This window comes from Cypionkella sp. (assembly GCF_030652235.1).
Taxonomy (GTDB): Bacteria; Pseudomonadota; Alphaproteobacteria; order Rhodobacterales; family Rhodobacteraceae; genus Cypionkella.
Window position 1 is genome coordinate 47,710 of record NZ_JAUSBA010000018.1, and the last position, 17,556, is coordinate 65,265.

Annotated in this window: 19 protein-coding genes, 1 other RNA gene and 1 pseudogene; 5 read left to right on the forward strand and 16 right to left on the reverse strand. The window is 60.6% G+C overall.

The features are described from left to right. Nucleotides 1–78: 78 nt before the first annotated feature. The 7 genes from Q7V03_RS04770 to Q7V03_RS04800 form a co-directional block, all read right to left on the reverse strand. Nucleotides 79–636, reverse strand: a complete 558-nt coding sequence (locus tag Q7V03_RS04770) for an isochorismatase family protein (protein WP_304924464.1) — start codon at nucleotides 634–636, stop codon at nucleotides 79–81. Nucleotides 637–638: 2 nt separating this feature from the next. Further along, on the reverse strand, nucleotides 639–1,127 hold the full coding sequence (locus Q7V03_RS04775; RefSeq protein ID WP_304924465.1) for a DUF1993 family protein: 489 nt from the start codon (nucleotides 1,125–1,127) through the stop codon (nucleotides 639–641). A 177-nt stretch (nucleotides 1,128–1,304) separates the two neighbouring features. Next, entirely contained in the window at nucleotides 1,305–2,231 is a 927-nt protein-coding gene (gene argF / locus Q7V03_RS04780; RefSeq protein ID WP_304924466.1) for an ornithine carbamoyltransferase, read from the reverse strand. A 146-nt stretch (nucleotides 2,232–2,377) separates the two neighbouring features. Continuing rightward, complete coding sequence (locus Q7V03_RS04785) at nucleotides 2,378–3,553, reverse strand: aspartate aminotransferase family protein (RefSeq protein WP_304924467.1); 1,176 nt, start codon at nucleotides 3,551–3,553, stop codon at nucleotides 2,378–2,380. A gap of 208 nt (nucleotides 3,554–3,761) precedes the next feature. After that, on the reverse strand, nucleotides 3,762–5,096 hold the full coding sequence (locus tag Q7V03_RS04790; RefSeq protein WP_304924468.1) for an 8-oxoguanine deaminase: 1,335 nt from the start codon (nucleotides 5,094–5,096) through the stop codon (nucleotides 3,762–3,764). A 194-nt stretch (nucleotides 5,097–5,290) separates the two neighbouring features. Further along, a complete protein-coding gene (locus tag Q7V03_RS04795) occupies nucleotides 5,291–6,091 on the reverse strand; it encodes an inositol monophosphatase family protein (RefSeq protein WP_304924469.1) in 801 nt (266 codons plus the stop codon). A gap of 146 nt (nucleotides 6,092–6,237) precedes the next feature. Continuing rightward, nucleotides 6,238–6,597 carry a helix-turn-helix domain-containing protein gene (locus Q7V03_RS04800; RefSeq protein WP_304924470.1) on the reverse strand — a complete coding sequence of 120 codons (360 nt, stop codon included), beginning with the start codon at nucleotides 6,595–6,597 and terminating at the stop codon, nucleotides 6,238–6,240. Between the two features lie 417 nt (nucleotides 6,598–7,014). Between Q7V03_RS04800 and Q7V03_RS04805 the strand changes: the two genes are divergently transcribed. Then, nucleotides 7,015–7,989 (forward strand): NADPH:quinone oxidoreductase family protein, encoded by a 975-nt coding sequence (locus tag Q7V03_RS04805; RefSeq protein ID WP_304924471.1) that lies wholly within the window; start codon nucleotides 7,015–7,017, stop codon nucleotides 7,987–7,989. A 45-nt stretch (nucleotides 7,990–8,034) separates the two neighbouring features. Here Q7V03_RS04805 and Q7V03_RS04810 read toward each other — a convergent pair whose 3' ends face one another. After that, on the reverse strand, nucleotides 8,035–8,907 hold the full coding sequence (locus Q7V03_RS04810) for a LysR family transcriptional regulator (protein ID WP_304924472.1): 873 nt from the start codon (nucleotides 8,905–8,907) through the stop codon (nucleotides 8,035–8,037). A gap of 134 nt (nucleotides 8,908–9,041) precedes the next feature. Here Q7V03_RS04810 and Q7V03_RS04815 point away from each other — a divergent pair, with 134 nt between their 5' ends. The 3 genes from Q7V03_RS04815 (at nucleotide 9,042) to Q7V03_RS04825 (ending at nucleotide 10,539) form a co-directional block, all read left to right on the forward strand. Further along, entirely contained in the window at nucleotides 9,042–9,272 is a 231-nt protein-coding gene (locus Q7V03_RS04815) for a DUF1127 domain-containing protein (RefSeq protein ID WP_304924473.1), read from the forward strand. 153 nt (nucleotides 9,273–9,425) lie between these two features. After that, complete coding sequence (locus Q7V03_RS04820) at nucleotides 9,426–10,217, forward strand: Bax inhibitor-1/YccA family protein (RefSeq protein ID WP_304924474.1); 792 nt, start codon at nucleotides 9,426–9,428, stop codon at nucleotides 10,215–10,217. Between the two features lie 115 nt (nucleotides 10,218–10,332). Further along, the gene (locus Q7V03_RS04825) at nucleotides 10,333–10,539 is read left to right on the forward strand and encodes a hypothetical protein (RefSeq protein ID WP_304924475.1); all 207 of its coding nucleotides are present in this window, start codon (nucleotides 10,333–10,335) and stop codon (nucleotides 10,537–10,539) included. A 185-nt stretch (nucleotides 10,540–10,724) separates the two neighbouring features. Here the strand turns inward: Q7V03_RS04825 and Q7V03_RS04830 are convergent. From Q7V03_RS04830 to gatC, 7 genes and pseudogenes are all read right to left on the reverse strand, one after another. Next, nucleotides 10,725–11,170: pseudogene (locus Q7V03_RS04830) on the reverse strand (VIT1/CCC1 transporter family protein). A gap of 114 nt (nucleotides 11,171–11,284) precedes the next feature. Next, nucleotides 11,285–11,452 carry a 50S ribosomal protein L33 gene (rpmG, locus tag Q7V03_RS04835; RefSeq protein WP_054005708.1) on the reverse strand — a complete coding sequence of 56 codons (168 nt, stop codon included), beginning with the start codon at nucleotides 11,450–11,452 and terminating at the stop codon, nucleotides 11,285–11,287. Between the two features lie 321 nt (nucleotides 11,453–11,773). Continuing rightward, nucleotides 11,774–12,221: RNase P RNA component class A (gene rnpB / locus Q7V03_RS04840), an RNA gene on the reverse strand. Between the two features lie 12 nt (nucleotides 12,222–12,233). Next, nucleotides 12,234–12,917 carry an N-acetylmuramoyl-L-alanine amidase gene (locus Q7V03_RS04845; RefSeq protein ID WP_304924476.1) on the reverse strand — a complete coding sequence of 228 codons (684 nt, stop codon included), beginning with the start codon at nucleotides 12,915–12,917 and terminating at the stop codon, nucleotides 12,234–12,236. 2 nt (nucleotides 12,918–12,919) lie between these two features. After that, a complete protein-coding gene (locus Q7V03_RS04850; protein WP_304924477.1) occupies nucleotides 12,920–13,723 on the reverse strand; it encodes a hypothetical protein in 804 nt (267 codons plus the stop codon). 36 nt (nucleotides 13,724–13,759) lie between these two features. After that, a complete protein-coding gene (gene gatA, locus Q7V03_RS04855; protein ID WP_304924478.1) occupies nucleotides 13,760–15,238 on the reverse strand; it encodes an Asp-tRNA(Asn)/Glu-tRNA(Gln) amidotransferase subunit GatA in 1,479 nt (492 codons plus the stop codon). Next, nucleotides 15,235–15,522 carry an Asp-tRNA(Asn)/Glu-tRNA(Gln) amidotransferase subunit GatC gene (gatC, locus tag Q7V03_RS04860; RefSeq protein ID WP_299474126.1) on the reverse strand — a complete coding sequence of 96 codons (288 nt, stop codon included), beginning with the start codon at nucleotides 15,520–15,522 and terminating at the stop codon, nucleotides 15,235–15,237. The genes gatA and gatC overlap by 4 nt, the downstream gene beginning before the upstream one ends. Before the next feature lie 220 nt (nucleotides 15,523–15,742). Here gatC and Q7V03_RS04865 point away from each other — a divergent pair, with 220 nt between their 5' ends. After that, a complete protein-coding gene (locus Q7V03_RS04865) occupies nucleotides 15,743–16,711 on the forward strand; it encodes a phosphotransferase (RefSeq protein ID WP_304924479.1) in 969 nt (322 codons plus the stop codon). A gap of 108 nt (nucleotides 16,712–16,819) precedes the next feature. On the opposite strand, the gene Q7V03_RS04870 is transcribed toward Q7V03_RS04865, so the two are convergent. Further along, entirely contained in the window at nucleotides 16,820–17,395 is a 576-nt protein-coding gene (locus Q7V03_RS04870) for a dimethylsulfonioproprionate lyase family protein (RefSeq protein WP_304924480.1), read from the reverse strand. Between the last annotated feature and the right edge of the window lie 161 nt (nucleotides 17,396–17,556).

The window sequence follows — 17,556 nt, forward strand, 5'->3', positions numbered from 1 at the left end:
CACTTGTGTAAAATGCCTAATTCTGCGGCTATTTCCACAATATGTTGTAGACGATCGAGAATATTCTGGTGCAGCGGGTCAAGTGGCCACTTGCGTCAAAATCTCATTCACCGAGGCGATATGCGCGCATTCGCCCTCCAGATTGGCCAAGGTCAGCGCCAGCACATCGCCCGCCGCCATCTCGCGGCCATCGCGCAGACGCTGGCGGAAGTTGATCAAAGCATCGCCCACCACCGTGGTGGCATAGCCCAAATTCCCCGCCATCCGCGCGGTTGAATCCACGCAGTAATTCGCAGCGCCACCGACAATCACCAAGCCGGTGATGCCTTCGGCGGTCAGGTGATCGGCCAAACCGGTGCCAATGAACCCCGACGAGCCGTGCTTTATAAACACCGCTTCACCCGGCAGCGGAGCAGCGAAAGGCTGCACCGCCGATCCCGGTTGACCCGCGTGAAAGCTGTCTTCGGGGTTCGGGTCATTGTGATGCACATGCAGCACCGGCAAACCCTTGTCACGAAACGCTTTCAGAACCTTGGCAATGCTGGTGTCGGCGTCAGGGTTGCCCCAAACCATACCGCGATCACGCCGCGTGACGAAATCCATCTGCACGTCGATCACCAGCAAAGCCGTTGACATCATTACGCCCCCAAAAAGTCGGTCTTACCCACCTCAACGCCATTGGCGCGCAGGATGTTATAGGCCGTCGTCATGTGGAAATAGAAATTCGGCACCGCATAGCCGTGGTAGTACTGCGCCGCCGCAAACGACAATTCGCGAGGCCCCGCCTTCACCGCGATGGTGCGCGCCTCGGCGCCGTCAAACGCATCCGCCGGGATGGTGGCAAGGAACGCAATCGTCTTGGCGATGCGCTCTTTCAACTCGGCCAAGGTGGTTTCGGTATCGGCAAAGCTCGGCACCTCCAGCCCCGCCAATCGGGCAGGCGCGCCTTTGGCATGATCGCAAGCAATCGTCACCTGCCGCCACAGTGGCAACATATCCGCGATCAGCCGCAGTTGCGGGATCACCTCGGGCTTCAACTTTTTAGCCTCTGCAAAGGCTTCGGCCTTATCAAGGATCTTCGACAAAGCGGTCAGCGAATGGGTGAAGAACGGGACTGGATTTTGCATCAGTGCGGCCTTTCAGGCGATGTTTTCTGGCCGATAGATGGCCGCACAAACCCCGAAGATGCAAGGGGGACAATCGCCCGATCAAAACCAGCCCAGATCAACAAACCTTCATCTGGGCTGGATAAGCCATTGATTCTTATACCGCTGCTTCAGTGCCCAGCGCGGACAGCAGCACGCTCAAACCCCCAAACACCAGCGCATCACCGCCTTTTGAGCATGCAGCCGGTTCTCAGCCTCATCAAAGATCACCGAATGCGGCCCGTCCATCACCGCAGACGTCGCCTCATCATTGCGGTGTGCAGGCAGGCAATGCATGAACAAGGCATCCGGCTTGGCGCGCGCCATCAAAGCCTCGTTGACCTGATAGGACCGCAACTGATTGTGCCGCCGTTCTTTTGCAGACTCGGGGTCGTGCATCGACACCCAAGTATCAGTCACCACCAAATCCGCCCCGGTGACCGCCTTCGCCGGATCGCGCTCAATCGTCACCCGACTGCCCTTTTCGCGCGCAAACCCGATGAACTTACCCTCCGGCTCCAAGGTTTCCGGCCCGGTAAAGGTGAAATCAAAACCAAACTGCCCCGCCGCATGCAGGAAGCTGCCGCAGACGTTGTTGCCGTCGCCCGCCCAAACCACCTTTTTACCCGCAATCGGGCCGCGATGTTCTTCATAGGTCATCACATCCGCCATGATCTGACAGGGATGCGTGCGGTTGGTCAGCCCATTGATCACCGGCACCGTGGCGTGCTCGGCCATCTCAAGCAGCGTCGCCTCTTCAAACGTGCGGATCATGATCAGATCGACATAACGCGACAAAACCCGCGCGGTATCGGCAATCGTCTCGCCATGGCCCAACTGCATTTCCTTACCGGACAGCACCATGGTCTGCCCGCCCAACTGCCGCACGCCCACGTCAAACGACACACGGGTGCGGGTGGAAGGTTTCTCAAAAATCAGCGCCACCATCCGCCCCGCCAAGGGCTGGTCATCATCCGGCGTGCCCTTGGGGCGGTTGTTGCGCGCGGTCTTCATCGCCAGCGCCGAGTTGATCATCGCCCGCAAATCGCTGGCGTCAGTTTTGTGGATATCGAGGAAATGTTTCATAAAGCGTCTCTTGTTGATGAGAGATTGGGGGTTTTACACCCCCAAACCCCATAGGATATTTGAGCAGAGAGGATGACCAAAAGGTCAGCAAAATACTCGTCGGGACGCACAATGGGCCGCCTCGGCGCTGGGGTGGATCAGTCGCATTATGCCGCCTCAATCCGAAGCGCGGTGCGATCCAGCCGCGCCAAAGCTTCCGTTATATCGGCATCGGGGATGTTCAAAGCAGGCAGCAACCGCAGCACGTTATCCGCCGCAGGCACGGTCAACAGGTGTTCGGCATATGCCGCCTTCACCACATCCGTGGTCGCAGCCTTGCACTTCAGCCCCAGAATAAGCCCTTGGCCGCGCACCGCCTCAAACACGGTTGGGTGTGAGGCGACCAGGCCCTCTAGCCCCTGCCGGAACTGCGCCGCTTTGCGCGACACCGCATCCAGGAAGGCATCATCAGCGACAATCTCCATCACTTTCGCGCCCACAGCACAGCCCAATGGATTGCCGCCATAGGTCGAGCCATGCGTGCCTGCGACCATGCCACTGGCCGCGTTTTCGGTCGCCAGCACCGCGCCCAGTGGAAAGCCGCCGCCGATGCCCTTGGCGACCATCATGATATCGGGGTAAACCCCCGCCCATTCATGCGCGAACAGCTTGCCAGTTCGCCCGACGCCACATTGCACCTCGTCGAAAATCAGCAAAGTGCCGGTTTCATCGCACAGATCGCGCAGGCCCTTCAGGCATTGATCCGGCACCACCCGGATGCCGCCTTCGCCCTGCACCGGCTCGATAATCACCGCACAGGTGCGGGTGCTGATCGCCGCGCGGATCGCATCGTGATCGCCCCATTTCAACTGCTTGAAGCCGGGCATCAGCGGGCCAAAGCCCTTGACCATCTTTTCCGATCCCGCCGCCGCAATCGCCCCGGTAGAGCGGCCATGGAAGGCACCCTCAAACGCGATAATCTCAACCCGGTCGGCCATATCATTGTCATAATGGTATTTCCGGGCCATTTTGATCGCCAATTCGCAGGCTTCTGTGCCGGAATTGGTGAAAAACACCGTATCGGCAAAGGTCTTGTCCACCAGCATCTGCGCCAGCTTTTCCTGCTGCGGGATGCGATACAGGTTCGAGACATGCCACAACTGGCCTGCCTGCTCGGTCAACGCCGCAACAAGCGCCGGATTGGCATGGCCCAACGCGTTCACCGCAATGCCTGCGCCCAAATCCAGATATCGGCTGCCATCCTCTGCGGTCAGCCAAGAGCCTTCGCCTTTGACAAAAGCCATCGGCGCGCGGTTGTAGGTGGGCAAAACTGCGGTGATCATGGGCGGGGCCTTTCACGGGAAAGCCTAGGCGTAGCCAAGGAGTGTAGGGGAAGTCAACGGAGGGCAGCCCATTTCGCCGGGCCAAAGCGGATCAAACGTCTGCGCTTTTCAGCGCAGGCGTCGGGGACGGGCGAAACAGGCGGTCCGGGTGATCATAGGATTTGGATAGCGGATGCACTGCGGCCTGTAAATGTTTTTTCGCGCGCGCTTAAATCAACCGCCGCGCCAACTGGTTCTGCCGCGCGATCACCTTGGCCAAATCAATCGTCACCATCTGGCCACCGCGCACCACCGCACGGCCCTCGACGAACAAATCCCGCACCTTTGATGGTCCACAAAGAAGCAAACTCGCCACAGGATCCCAAGACCCCGCCGCCTCAATCCCCGACACATCCCAGATCGCAATATCGGCGCGTTTGCCGACCTCCAACGCGCCGCAATCCCCGCGCCCCAGCACGCCCGCCCCCCCCAAAGTGGCAATCTCCAACGCCTCGCGCGCCGCCATCGCATCGGCCCCGCGCGACACCCTTTGCAACAGTAACGCCTGCCGCGCCTCCAGAATCAAATTCCCCGCGTCATTGCTGGCCGAACCATCCACCCCCAGCCCGACCTTCACGCCCCGATCCCGCATCGCCCGAACCGGCGCAATCCCCGACCCCAAGCGACAATTCGAACACGGGCAATGCGCCACCCCGGTGCCCGAGCGCGCAAACAAATCAATCTCAGCCGCATCCAGCTTCACACAATGCGCGTGCCAGACATCATCCCCGGTCCAGCCCAAATCCTCGGCATATTGCCCTGGGCGGCAGCCGAATTTCGCCAGCGAATAGGCGATATCTTCGTCATTCTCGGCCAGATGGGTGTGCAACATCACGCCCTTGTCCCGTGCCAACACCGCTGCCTCGCGCATCAAATCGCGACTGACGGAAAACGGCGAACAAGGCGCTATTCCCACCCGCAGCATCGAACCCTCACCCGCATCATGGAAACGATCCACCACCCGGATGCAATCCTCAAGGATCAAAGCCTCGCGCTCCACCAACGCATCCGGCGGCAACCCGCCATCGCTCACCCCAATGCTCATCGCGCCGCGGGTGGGGTGAAACCGCAAGCCCACCTCGCCCGCCGCCGCAATCGTATCATCCAACCGCGACCCATTCGGGAACAGATAAAGATGATCCGACGTCAGCGAACAGCCCGACAGTGCCAGTTCCGCCAAGCCCACCTGTGCCGAGATAAACATCTCCTCCGGCCCAAACTTTGCCCAAATCGGATACAACGTCTGCAACCAGCCAAACAGCAGCGCGTCCTGCCCCCCCGGCACCGCCCGCGTCAGGGTCTGATACAGATGATGATGGGTGTTGACCAAACCCGGCGTCACCACGCAACCCCGCGCCTCCACCACCGCGCCCGAGGTGACAAGCCCCTGCCCGACCGCCGCAATCAGCCCACCGCGCAGCAACACATCGCCGCCCGCAATCTCGCGGCGCGCGCCATCCATCGTCACCACAACATCGGCGTTCTTGATCAGAATTTCGGACATGATTTCCCCTGAATACCACCCCCTTCGGTGGATCAGGGAAGCGCGACAGAAGGGGGAGCTAAGGACTCGCGCGGGTAAACTTAGCAAAGCCTTGCCCAGCCGCCAAGCCATTTCACATTGGTAAAAATACTCTCCGGGGTGAGGCCGCAGGCCGAGGGGGCAGACCGCCCCCCACGATCTCTTTCAAAAATCGGCTACGCGTTCAAGAAAGCCAAAGCCTCGGCGTGAATCGCCGCATTCGCCGCGGCCAACACCTGACCACCCTCCAGACAAGGCCGCCCCGACCAATCGGTGACAATCCCGCCCGCCGCTTCAATCACCGCGATCGGCGCCTGCACGTCATAGGCCTGCAAACCCGCCTCAATCACCAAATCAATCTGCCCGGCAGCGACCAGCCCGTAAGCGTAGCAATCCATGCCATAGCGCACCAGTTTTGCCTGCGGTGCCACGCGCCGGAATGCCGCGCCCTCCTCGGCAGTGCCCACTTCCGGGAAAGTCGAGAACAAAATCGCCTCCGACAACGGCCGCGCCGCCCGCGTGCGCAAAACCTTGCGCCCCATCGGCCCGTTCACTTCCGCGCGCCCCAAACCACCTTCAAACCGTTCACCAATATAGGGCTGGTCGATCACGCCATAAATCACGCCGGAAGCGTCACGAACCGAGATCAGCACCCCCCAGGTCGGCGTGCCCGACAAATATCCGCGCGTGCCGTCAATCGGGTCCAACACCCAGGTCAGCCCCGAAGACCCAACCACCGGTGCGAATTCCTCACCCAATATCCCATCCAAAGGCCGATGCGCGGCGAGGATCTCCCGCATCCGCTGCTCCGACAAGCGATCCGCCACCGTCACCGGATCAAACCGCGCCGCTTCTTTGTTATCTGCCGTCAGACCATCGCTGCGAAAATGCTGCAAGGTCGCCACGCGCGCCGCATCCGCCAGCCGCGCCGCCGTGCGGATGATATCTTGCGCTTCAGTGTCAGAAAATTTCGTCATGTTTCGCCCCATTACCGGGGCCAAAAAACGCCCGTCGCCCGTAAGTGTCTTGCCTTGGCTAAGCACTTGCAGGCAAGCGGTCAAGCTTTGTAACCAGCGCAATTGGGGGCAATGCACGCCGGGTTACAAAGCTATGTGCCCAGCGATTAAGCCGCTTCACTCAATACGCGTGCCAGATCGAACAGCCGGCGCCGCTGTGCTTCGGGGATCGCGTAATAAGACCGCACCAGTTCCAGCGCTTCTTTATCCGCCATCAAGTCATGCCCGGCTGCTGCGGCTTGTGCGCCATCGGCCAGACCTTCAAAGAAGAAGGCAATCGTCACCCCAAGCGTTTCTGCAACATCCCACAGCCGCGAGGCAGAAACCCGGTTCATCCCGGTCTCATACTTTTGGATCTGCTGGAACTTGATACCCACCTTATCCGCAAGCTGTTGCTGCGTCATACCGATCATCCACCGGCGATGGCGGATGCGCTTGCCGACATGAGCGTCAACGGGGTGTTTCATAACAGTCTCCACTTTCAATGCTACCTGACACTCGCTTACAAAGCAATTTCCGTGCCAACTTTTGTAAAACCAACTTTCTCCTCAGATTTTCCGAAAGCTTTCTGAAAACCTGTCTTTTTGGATATGTCCAATTATACAGGCGGAGAAGAAACAGCCCCCAGATGCGGGCTACATCCCCTTGCGTTTACGCTTAGCAGTTAACTCTCCCTAAGCGTGCATATTATTTTGCATTGCATTTTGCAATTAAATGCGCCAGAAAATTGCATATTGCTACAGTACTTCCGCATGGCATCGTTTCCAATTCGAATAGGGTCGTTTCCGTACCATGAATTTGTTGCCCTAAAGGCAATCCTGGCCATTTTGTTGGCGTTTTCCAGAAAAATCTGACACCACCTGCTCAGCAATCGGAGGCGGGAAATGCAGGTTTGGCAAGTCGCAGCTTTGGGCACCCCAGCGCATCAGGCAGAGCGTCCACTGCCTACACCCGAACCGGGACAGGCCCGGTTGAAAGTCGCCGCCGTCGGGTTGAATTTTGCCGATCTGCTGATGGCCGAGGGCAAATATCAAGAGCACCCCACGCTGCCCTTCATCCCCGGCATGGAATTTGCCGGCACCGTTGACGCCCTGCATCCCGCCACGCCCACCACTCTGAAACCCGGCACCCGTGTTGCAGGCTTTGCCAGCCACGGCGCTTTGGCCGAATATATCACCGCCCCAGCCGCCCAACTGATCGCGCTGCCCGACAGCATGAGCTTCCAGCAAGCCGCAGGCTTCCAGATCGCCTATGGCACCTCGCACTTGGCACTTGCCCACAAAGCCAGGCTGCAACCCGGCGAAACTCTGCTGGTGTTCGGTGCTGCCGGAGGCGTCGGTCTGACGGCGGTGGAAATCGGCAAACGCATGGGGGCAAAGGTGATCGCCTGCGCGCGTGGCCCGGAAAAGCTGGCCATCGCCCGCGCTGCCGGAGCCGACATTCTCATCGACAGCGACACCCCTGATCTGAAAGCCGCGCTTAAGGCCGCCGCAAAACCTTGGGGCGGCGTCGATGTGGTCTATGACCCGGTTGGCGGCCCCGCCTTCAGTGCAGCCCTCTCGGCTTGCCGCCCCGAAGGCCGCCTGCTGACCATCGGTTTCGCCAGCGGTCAGGTGCCAGACATCCCTGCCAACCACCTGCTGGTGAAAAACCTCAGCGTGATCGGCCTGTACTGGGGCGGCTATCTGACCTTTGCACCGCACGTGCTGACCGACAGCCTGCGCACGCTGTTCCAATGGTTCGCGGAAGGTGGCCTGCGCCCCCACATCAGCCACGAGTTGGCCTTCGCAGATTACCCCAAAGGCCTCGAGCTGCTGCGCAGCCGTCAAGCCACTGGCAAGGTTGTGATCACCCTATAAGCTCACACCCCGCCGCCCCGGATCAAGTCCAGGGCGGCTTGGCGCTCACGCCGCAGACCGGATTGCCCGCGACAGATACACCTGCCGGATCATCTCAGCCAAAGCCGACACCGCCTCGGAATGCACCGGATCAGCGACATACATATTCACCTTGATCACCGCCAATTCGGGCAAGACCCCGCCATGCGCAATCCGCTCGACAAACGGCGGCTCTGAGCCCGCCAACACGGCATGCACCGCCAAATCGGCGGAAACGGATGCCTCAATCCCCCGCGTGTCATCGCTTTCCACCGCCATCTCCCATGGCATACCCGCCGCGTTCAACGCCGCCTGCACGCCTTGGCGGAAGATGCAGTTGTGTGCGAACGCCAGCCGCAACGGCCGCCCCTTCCACACCGCGCCGTCCGGTGCCCCCACCCAAACCAACGGCAATTCTGCCAAGGTTTGGCCATCCACCCCCACAGATTCCTCGGTGGTCAAAATCACATCGCATTCGCCACGCGCAAATTGCGCCTTCAACACCCGCGTAAACGACGACGTCAGCGACACTTTCATCTTCGGGTATTCCTTGGCAAACCGCCTAAGCACCTGCGGAATAGCCGGATAGACAATGTCATGTGGCACCCCCAGCACGATCTCGCCCTCGTGCTGATCCTGCGTCAACCGCCCGAACACCTCGTCGTTCAGTGCCAGCATCCGCCGCGCATAGCCCAAAAGCTGCTCACCCGAGGCCGTCAGCCCAACCTGCCGCGCCGAGCGGTCCAGCAACTGGGTATCCAGCATCTCCTCCAGCCGCTTGATCTGCATCGACACCGCCGATTGCGTCAGGTTCAAAAACCCCGCCGCACGGGTCACACCGCCCGCATCGGCAATCGCCACGAAAGAGCGCAATGAGGTGAGGTCGAGATTCCGAGACATATCACAATCCTTGATGCGTTAAGTCAAAACCATTCATTTTCCTAATGTCATCGATTCAGGCATAAGGATCAAGTGCTGTGATGAAACAAACGACTCACATCACCGACGCCGATGCACCCTGAAAGGATACCACCATGTTCGCCTCGCTCCACACCTCCACGTTGGCTGTCGCCCACGTGCAGTCGCGCGGCACTCTCGCTGATCTTGTCAAACGCCTGCGTTTGGCGATGACCGCCCGCCGCCAGCGCGCGCAACTGGCGCGCCTTGACGACAATATGCTGGCCGATATCGGCATCACGCCGCGCCAAGCCGCAACCGAATCTGCCCGCCCGGCATGGGATGTTCCCAGCACTTGGCTGCGCTGATCAGTCTGCGTTAACCCCGGTTGATGCGAGATCTACACCTCAAGGATTTCCGCAGCGGAAATCCTTGAAATCGCCGCCAACAGTGCCGATATTGACAGCATTAGGCAGCGCGGACATCCGCGTATGACCTTCAGTCCATAATCGGAGGCTTCCATGGCTGACTATCAGACGATCCGCCCCTCGGGCCAGACCGCCGGCGTTGGTGCGCGGAGCGCCGACATTGACGCAGGTTTGCGGGCACATATGAATAAAGTCTACGGGCTGATGTCCGTGGCGATGCTGATCACCGCCCTTGCCGCTTGGGCGGTCGCCGGGCTTGCTGTCACGGATGTTCCGTCGCAAGCGGTGGGACAGATTGGCGATCACACCTATCTCACCAGCTTCGGCTCGGCGATCTACATGTCGCCGCTGAAATGGGTGCTGATGTTCGCGCCGCTGGTGATGGTGTTTGCGTTTGGTGCGCTGATCCCTCGCCTGTCGGTCGCAGCAGCACAACTGTTCTTCTACGTCTTTGCCGCGGCGATGGGCATTTCGCTTAGCTCGATCCTGCTGGTGTTCACCGGCGCTTCGGTTGTGACCACGTTCCTTGTGACCGCAATCGCCTTCGCCTCGCTGTCGCTCTACGGCTACACCACCAAGAAAGACCTGTCGGCGATGGGCACGTTCCTGATGATGGGCGTGATCGGGCTGGTCGTGGCCTCGGTCATCAACATCTTCTTGGCCTCCTCGGCGCTGGCCTTCGCAATCTCGGCAATCGGTGTTTTGGTCTTCGCAGGCCTGACAGCCTATGACACCCAGACGATCAAAAACACCTACCTGCAACATGCGCAGACCGGTGACAGCGAATGGCTGGGCAAATCGGCGATCATGGGCGCGTTGAACCTGTACCTCGACTTCATCAACATGTTCATGTTCCTGCTGCAATTCTTGGGCGACCGCCGCTAAGCCGCAGCAACAGCGCTAAACAGTCAAACCCTGCCAGCGACCATCGCTGGCAGGGTTTTTCTTTGTCGGAACCCCTGCCGATGCTGCGTGTTGACGTGGCACAGAAGGTCGCGATATGAGCAAACTCGATCCGACCAAGCCAGCCGCCGACACCAAGGTCACCGTGCAAGCCGCGGCGCAAAAGCACAAGATGGACGCGGCAGCGACCAAACACGCCCATAAAATCCCCGGCAACACCGAACCCAACGCTGGTGGCCAGAACCGCGAAGCCGGCGACCGCAAAGCCCGCCAAAACGACCGCGCCACCAACGGCGGCGCATAAAGCTGAGCAGCAGGGCCGGGAAAATCCCCGGCCTTTCGCTTTGCGCAAACTGCCTAAAACTTATCTAAAATTTGCGTTGCTCTTTTGGAAATACTCGCAGGGGGAGGCGCCCTTCGCGCCGGGGGGCGGCAGCCCCCCTCTTTCAAACGACGCGGCGGGCTTCTTCAAACCGAGCAAGCAGCCCTCTAAACCACCGCGCGCGCAAACACCGTGCCGACCAGTGCCGTCACTGCCATCGCTACAGCCCCCCCCAGAACGTCACCCGCGCCACCGCGCGCGCCATCGGCGCGCCGCCCGCCTTGGCGCCAATCGCGCCCAGCACAGCAAGAAAAATCAGCGACAACACCGTCACCCACAGGCTGATCCCGGCTTCTGGCACCAGTGCCGCCGTTGCCATCGGCAAAGCCGCCCCCACCGCGAAACTTGCCGCCGAAGCCCCCGCCGCCATCGACAGCGCTCCGGCGACCAATCCCGCCATCCCTGCCACCAGCACCTCGGCCCGACCAGAGGCCGCCGCCACCCCCATGATCAGCGAGGCGGTCGAGATGATGCCGTCATTCGCCCCCCGCACCGCCGCGCGCAGCCAGCCGACCCGCGCGACATCATGTTCTTCACAATGGTTACGTTCCATCGCACCTTCACCACTTGCCCAGCACAGTCCGCTTAACGCGTGGAACCCACACCACGCATAACGAAAAACCGCGCCCAAAGGGCGCGGCACTTCCGCACAACGAAGCGCAAGATCTTACTTGATCTTGCCTTCTTTGTATTCAACGTGCTGACGTTTGACGGGGTCATACTTGTTGACCGTCATTTTCTCGGTCATGGTCCGAGCATTCTTCTTGGTCACATAGAAGTGCCCGGTGCCAGCCGTCGAGTTCAGACGGATCTTGATCGTCGCCGGTTTGGCCATAGTCGTCTCTCCTGCATCAAGGCAACACCGTTGCCCCGCGAAATCTCTTGAAGCCTGCCTTTTACGGATCAACGGGGCAGAGTCAACAGCCAAACCACAAGTTCGGCGATCTAGCGGTGATCTAATTGCGCGCGTGCCGCGCAAGTCTATCAGCGCTTACGCGCGGTGGGTGCTTGAGCCGGCAGTTCCGTTCGATTTCAAGCGAAGGATTTGCCGCGCGCCTAAGAATTTGAGTATTTCCAAAAGAGCAACTCAAAGCGGCTGCAAGCTTTTGGCGGTAGGGGGCAGTGTTGGAGGCAGATCTGCGAGGCACAGATCAGGTTGCGCGGATGGCCTATAAGCCGGATTTTGTCCCAGGGCCCTACCTTGCGGCGGGGCCCCATGGATGACCATTCCTCTGCCACCCGTGTTACCACGGGCAGTCAAGCTGCCAACCCGGGCCTCTGGGCTGAAAGGTCCCTGTGGTGGTCTCCGCTGTCGGTTTCGGCTTGCACCGATCCCAGTCGCGGACCTTACCACGCGAGGCCCCTATTCGGCATTGCTCCGGGTGGGGCTTGCCATACCGTTCTTGTTACCAAGACCGTGGTGGGCTCTTACCCCACCGTTTCACCATCACCATGGACCCACCGGGCGAACCCGGCACCATGGCAGTCTTTTCTCTGTGGCGCTTTCCCTGGGGTTACCCCCGCCGGGCGTTACCCGGCACCCTTCCTTCATGGAGTCCGGACTTTCCTCGGGGTTTGCACCCCGCGGTCATCCAGCCATCCGCGCGAGGGGCGGCTTACGCGGACCTGCCCGCGGCGTCAACCGGGAAGCGTGCCGCCAGATCGAAAGCAAGGCCCGCATCCACACGGTCGAGCGGCCCGCGCGCCATCGGTCGAAACCGCAAGCGAAAGCCTGCAAGCAGATCAGCCTCAGTTGCCTTTGGATAGCCGAACTGGCTTAGCGCGGGCAGGAAGGCCGCAACATCAGCCTCGCCAGCCTCAGGCCACACCGACAGCCCCTGCACGGCCAACCTGCGCCAATCAAACTTTGCGCCGGGATCGCGCTTGCGGCTGGGGGCCATATCCGAATGCGCAATCACCCGGTGCGCCGGAATGCCCCAGCGCTGCAGGATGCCCGCCAGCAAGACCTCCAACGCCGCCATCTGCGGCTCGGCAAATGGCTGCCGCCCGGTGTTCGCCAATTCGATCCCGATCGAGGCCGAATTCACATCCGTCACACCAGCCCATGCGCCCGCGCCTGCGTGCCACGCACGCGACGCCTCTGGCACCAGCGCCTCAGCCATTCCGGTTTCCGAGATCAACCAATGCGCTGAAACTTCAAACGCCGGATCGCACAGCCGCGCCCGCGCTTCAGCACAAGACGCCATAGCGGTGTAATGGAGGACGATAAGCGACGGCAAAACGCCGCCCCGCCGATCACCATAGTTGGGCGAGGGCCAAGGCGGCGTGTCTGCACGCACACTCAATTCTGAACGGCAGCCCGGAACGGCGTCGGATCCCAAGCGCAGGCATAGCCGTCACCATCCGGGTCAAGCCCCTTGCGGTCGCGATCCGGTCCGCCCGCCGCCAGAAACGCCTCTTGCGCAAGGTCCGGCGAGGGGAACTTGCCGCAGGCCGCATTGTAGCTGGTCAACCGTAAGCCACCACGCTTGTACATCTGCGTGCCCTTGGGGTGGTTGGTCGAAATCGCAAACTGCACGATATTCGGCGCGTCGCTGCCAGAGCGCTGCGGCAAAGCCGTCGGTTGATCGACCTGGTACTGCGCGCGGTTGCGCTCGATCCGGGCTTTGTCGCTTTGGATGGTTTCGCGCGCGCTTACCGCTTGGAAATCCTGTTCATCCGAGACCCCCGTATTGGCCGCCGAGCCGGGAATGTTCGCCATCTCCGAGGTGGTTTCCGCAATCCCCGCAGGCGCGTTGCCGCGCGGGCGATCCGCGCCGCCAATCACCGCGCCCTGCGTTTGCCCGTAAGGCTGCGCGGCAGGTGCGGCATAGGGCGAACTGGCCGCCTGCGCGCTGAGCGGCACATTGGTCGGCGTCAGCGCGGTATCGGTCGTCTTGCCCTCGGCCTTGTCAATCGCCGCCAGCGCCCCGCCCGGTGTGAAGCCAGCACTCGGGGTGAAGCCAGAACTTGGTGCCGCAGCCACCGGCGCAGGCGCGGTATAAGCATTATAATCCTGAAACCCCACGCCCGCACCCGAATCGGGGACAGCGGTTCCACACCCAGCCAGCCCAAGAGCGGCCAAAATCATCACTGCGCTACGCATCGTCTCTGCCTCGGCGGTTTATTCTGATATTGGCGCTTACCACCATTTATCTGGCTTGGCCACAAAGCCCGCCGCGCGCTCCAAAACATAAGCGTGATTGAGCAATCCAGCCTCATCCCAGGGCCGCCCCAGCAGTTGCAGCCCGATCGGCAGGCCTTTGCCATCAAGCCCCATGGGCACCGCCACCCCCGGCAATCCCGCCAAGTTTGCCGTCACGGTGAACACATCGTTCAGATACACCTCCACCGGGGTCGCCTGATCCATCTCGCCCAGCCCAAAGGCCGAGGTCGGCGTGGCGGGTGCCAAGATCGCCTCAATCCCCGCCGCAAACGCCTGCTCAAAGTCGCGCTTGATCAGTGCGCGCACCTTGCGCGCCCGGTTGTAATAGGCGTCATAGAACCCCGCCGACAGCACATAGGTGCCAACCATGATCCGCCGCTGCGTCTCTGGCCCAAAGCCTTCCGCCCGGGTCTTTTCGTACATCTCGGTGATGCCATCGCCAGCCGCCAAGCTGGCGCGATGGCCGTAGCGCACCCCATCATAGCGCGCGAGGTTGCTCGATGCCTCTGCGGGCGCAATCACATAATACGCAGGCAAAGCATATTTCGCATGCGGCAACGAGATATCGACAATCTCGGCCCCCGCATCGCGCAGCATCTCGCGCCCCTGCGTCCACAACGCATCAATCTCGGCAGGGATGCCCTCAATCCGATACTCGCGCGGAATGCCGATCTTCTTGCCGCGAATATCCCCAGTCAGGGCAGCTTCAAAATCCGGCACCGCCATATTGGCGCTGGTTGAATCTTTTGGGTCATGGCCCGCCATCGCGGCCAAGAAAATCGCCGCATCGCGCACCGATTTCGTCATCGGCCCGGCTTGGTCCAGAGACGAGGCATAGGCGATGATCCCCCAGCGGCTGACCCGGCCATAGGTTGGCTTGATCCCCACCGTCCCGGTAAACGCCGCAGGTTGCCGGATCGATCCGCCGGTATCCGTGCCGGTCGCAGCCAGACACAAATCCGCCGCCACCGCCGCAGCCGAGCCGCCCGAAGACCCTCCCGGCGTGCGCAGCACATCATCGACCTTCCACGGGTTCACCGCAGGGCCATAGCAACTGCTCTCGGTCGACGAACCCATGGCGAATTCGTCCATGTTCAGCTTGCCGAGCATCACTGCGCCTGCGCCAAACAACTTCGCGGTCACGGTGGATTCATACTCCGGCACAAACCCCTTCAGGATGTGCGACGCCGCTTGCGAAGGCACGCCCTTGGTGCAGAACACATCCTTGATCCCCACAGGAATCCCGCACATATCCGGCGCATCGCCGCCCGCAATCCGCAGATCAGCCGCCCGCGCCTGCGCCAAAGCCAGCTCCGGCGTCTTGTGCACAAAGGCGTTCAGCGCATCGCCCGCGTCGATCGCCGTCAAACAAGACATCGTCAGATCAACCGCCGAAATCTCCCCCTTGCGCAACGCATCCCGCGCCGCCGCAATGGTCCAAGTGTTCGCGTTCATTCCACCACCTTCGGCACTGCAAAAAACCCTTCCCGCGCATCCGGCGCATTGGCCAGAACCGCCCGTTGCTGATTGCCATCCGTGACCACATCCGCCCGGCGCACCAAACGCATTGGCGTCACCGACACCATCGGCTCGATGCCCGTCACATCGACCTCATTCAGCTGCTCCATAAACCCAAGGATTCCAGACAACTGCTCTGCCAGTTTCGGCAAAGCCGCTTCCTCCACCCGGATACGCGCCAGCTTAGCCACCTTGCGCGCGGTGTCGATGTCGATGGACATGGGGTCTCTCCGCAAATTGATTGGCTGACGTTTACCCGCCAAGCCCCGGTGCCGCAAGTAGGGTGGGCTTCACGCCGCCACGCCCGCAATTTTCGGAGTGTGAAGTTCCACCCCACCGCCCCCATCCGCCCGAATACCGCTTGCCTGCCCAACACAATTCGCCCAAGTTTCAGCGAGACACTCCACAAACCACCCGATAACCCGTTGGAATTTGGCAATTATGCTCGATGCAGACTATAGCGTAAAAGCTGCACGACGGGCGTTGCACGCATTTCTGCCAGACGAAGAATTCGCGCTGGCCTCGCTCAAAGATCCGACAAAGCTTTATGGCACATGGGTGTTTCGCTGCAAAACTCGCGGCAAGAACTCCACATTCGTCTGCAAACTCAGCACACCAGACGCGGCAGGTCGTGCCAAAATCCTGAACCAATATCAACGCCTCAAATCGACCCATGCCGCGATGAAAGACCCGCTTTTAACCACACCGCAAGCCCTCGCTTTTGTGGAAAAAGACTGCGCCCTGATCATGCAGCATGTGAAAGGTGACTCGCTGCAACACCTGCTGCTGCAGTTTTCCAATCTCGCCGAGGCCAACACCCATCTGCAAAACGCAGGCCGCTGGATATCCAGCTTTCAACAGCCAACGATGCACCCTGCCGCATTTGACGCCAAGCCGCACATGAATTGGTTGCTGAAAAAACTCCAACGCCACGACGAAAAACTGATCGTTATTCCTGACCACGACGCCTTCATGATGGAGTTTCACCAGCTTGAGCAACGCGCTGCCGCAGCCCAAGGATTGCCGAGTACACGCTGCGTGACGCACAAAGACTTTCATCTCGGCAACCTGCTGTTTGGCCGCAAAGGCGCGGTCTATGGCATAGATTTTGAAAACAAAAAAGAAGATGACGCGCTGCGGGACGTCATCTCGTTCCTGTTCGATTTTGCGATAAAATGGCCCAGTAGCGCCACGGCGTTTGACAGCCTTCAAACCGCCGCCGCTGCCTTTTTGGCCGGATACGCCGACCCCGCAACTCCGCCCGTGGTGTTCGCGTTTTTTCAGAAATTCTCCGCCTTAAACGGATGGTCCGGCCTAAATGACCGTGACCTTGCAAATCAAAGTAAGCGACACAGGCTGACGTGTTTAAAGCTCTTGGCTCAAACCTCCCTCCTAGGCCTTACGCGCTGACAGCACATTTCAGGCGCGTAATGTCAGGCGTGAACATGCCCGCCAGACACCCAGCGCTCCAAATTGCTCTTTCTCAAATACTCCCGCGCGGAGCGCTCCCCAACGTCCCTACAAAATAACCGATTTCGCCGCCAAATCCCCACCGCGCCACAAATACAGCGCCGCCAGCGGCTGATCCCCCGTCCGCATCGCATGCGGCGTCCAGCTTGGATGATGGATCGCCTGCCCCACAGGTACGGCGGCATAATCGCCCGCGCCCTTTTGCCATTCGGCCACACCAGAAATTGGCAGATAAACCTCCTCTGCCGCATGGGCGTGCGATGGATAGCTTATGCCCGGGGCCAACAACAGCACGCCGCAAGCCAACCGCGCACTCGGCACGGGTCCGCGCAGCCCGATAAACTCGCTCCAACCATAGCCGCGCAAAAAATCCGCCCCAAAATCGCCCGCGCCATAGGTCTGCCGCCATGCCAAATTCGCAGCCACCCGCTGCAACTCTGCCACCACCGCCGCCGTATCAACCGGGCCCGCCCCTGCCTGCAACTCCGGCATCCAGTCGCAAACCGGCAAAGCCCCCGCCACAGTCTCGCGTCGTTCACCCACAGCAGGCCAATCCACCAAAAACGCCGCCGCCTCCGGCACAGGCGCAAACGCCCGTCTCAACAACGCCAACAACCGATCCATCCAGCCCGTACTCCGAAACCCTGTATCCCCACATTGCCTTGCGCCCGTACCGCTTGCAACCGGGTGCACCCTTTTGCCCGCTTCCCAATCTTAACCCCCGATTAACCATACCCCTCACCTCCCTAAAATTCCCCCATGAAAACAATGGCCCCAAGTTGGGA

Bases quoted from the DNA above. Each gene is read 5' to 3' on its own strand.
- Q7V03_RS04770 (WP_304924464.1), bottom strand. From the start codon at position 636: ATGTCAACGGCTTTGCTGGTGATCGACGTGCAGATGGATTTCGTCACG.
- Q7V03_RS04775 (WP_304924465.1), bottom strand. From the start codon at position 1,127: ATGCAAAATCCAGTCCCGTTCTTCACCCATTCGCTGACCGCTTTGTCG.
- argF (WP_304924466.1), bottom strand. From the start codon at position 2,231: ATGAAACATTTCCTCGATATCCACAAAACTGACGCCAGCGATTTGCGG.
- Q7V03_RS04785 (WP_304924467.1), bottom strand. From the start codon at position 3,553: ATGATCACCGCAGTTTTGCCCACCTACAACCGCGCGCCGATGGCTTTT.
- Q7V03_RS04790 (WP_304924468.1), bottom strand. From the start codon at position 5,096: ATGTCCGAAATTCTGATCAAGAACGCCGATGTTGTGGTGACGATGGAT.
- Q7V03_RS04795 (WP_304924469.1), bottom strand. From the start codon at position 6,091: ATGACGAAATTTTCTGACACTGAAGCGCAAGATATCATCCGCACGGCG.
- Q7V03_RS04800 (WP_304924470.1), bottom strand. From the start codon at position 6,597: ATGAAACACCCCGTTGACGCTCATGTCGGCAAGCGCATCCGCCATCGC.
- Q7V03_RS04805 (WP_304924471.1), top strand. From the start codon at position 7,015: ATGCAGGTTTGGCAAGTCGCAGCTTTGGGCACCCCAGCGCATCAGGCA.
- Q7V03_RS04810 (WP_304924472.1), bottom strand. From the start codon at position 8,907: ATGTCTCGGAATCTCGACCTCACCTCATTGCGCTCTTTCGTGGCGATT.
- Q7V03_RS04815 (WP_304924473.1), top strand. From the start codon at position 9,042: ATGTTCGCCTCGCTCCACACCTCCACGTTGGCTGTCGCCCACGTGCAG.
- Q7V03_RS04820 (WP_304924474.1), top strand. From the start codon at position 9,426: ATGGCTGACTATCAGACGATCCGCCCCTCGGGCCAGACCGCCGGCGTT.
- Q7V03_RS04825 (WP_304924475.1), top strand. From the start codon at position 10,333: ATGAGCAAACTCGATCCGACCAAGCCAGCCGCCGACACCAAGGTCACC.
- rpmG (WP_054005708.1), bottom strand. From the start codon at position 11,452: ATGGCCAAACCGGCGACGATCAAGATCCGTCTGAACTCGACGGCTGGC.
- Q7V03_RS04850 (WP_304924477.1), bottom strand. From the start codon at position 13,723: ATGCGTAGCGCAGTGATGATTTTGGCCGCTCTTGGGCTGGCTGGGTGT.
- gatA (WP_304924478.1), bottom strand. From the start codon at position 15,238: ATGAACGCGAACACTTGGACCATTGCGGCGGCGCGGGATGCGTTGCGC.
- gatC (WP_299474126.1), bottom strand. From the start codon at position 15,522: ATGTCCATCGACATCGACACCGCGCGCAAGGTGGCTAAGCTGGCGCGT.
- Q7V03_RS04865 (WP_304924479.1), top strand. From the start codon at position 15,743: ATGCTCGATGCAGACTATAGCGTAAAAGCTGCACGACGGGCGTTGCAC.
- Q7V03_RS04870 (WP_304924480.1), bottom strand. From the start codon at position 17,395: ATGGATCGGTTGTTGGCGTTGTTGAGACGGGCGTTTGCGCCTGTGCCG.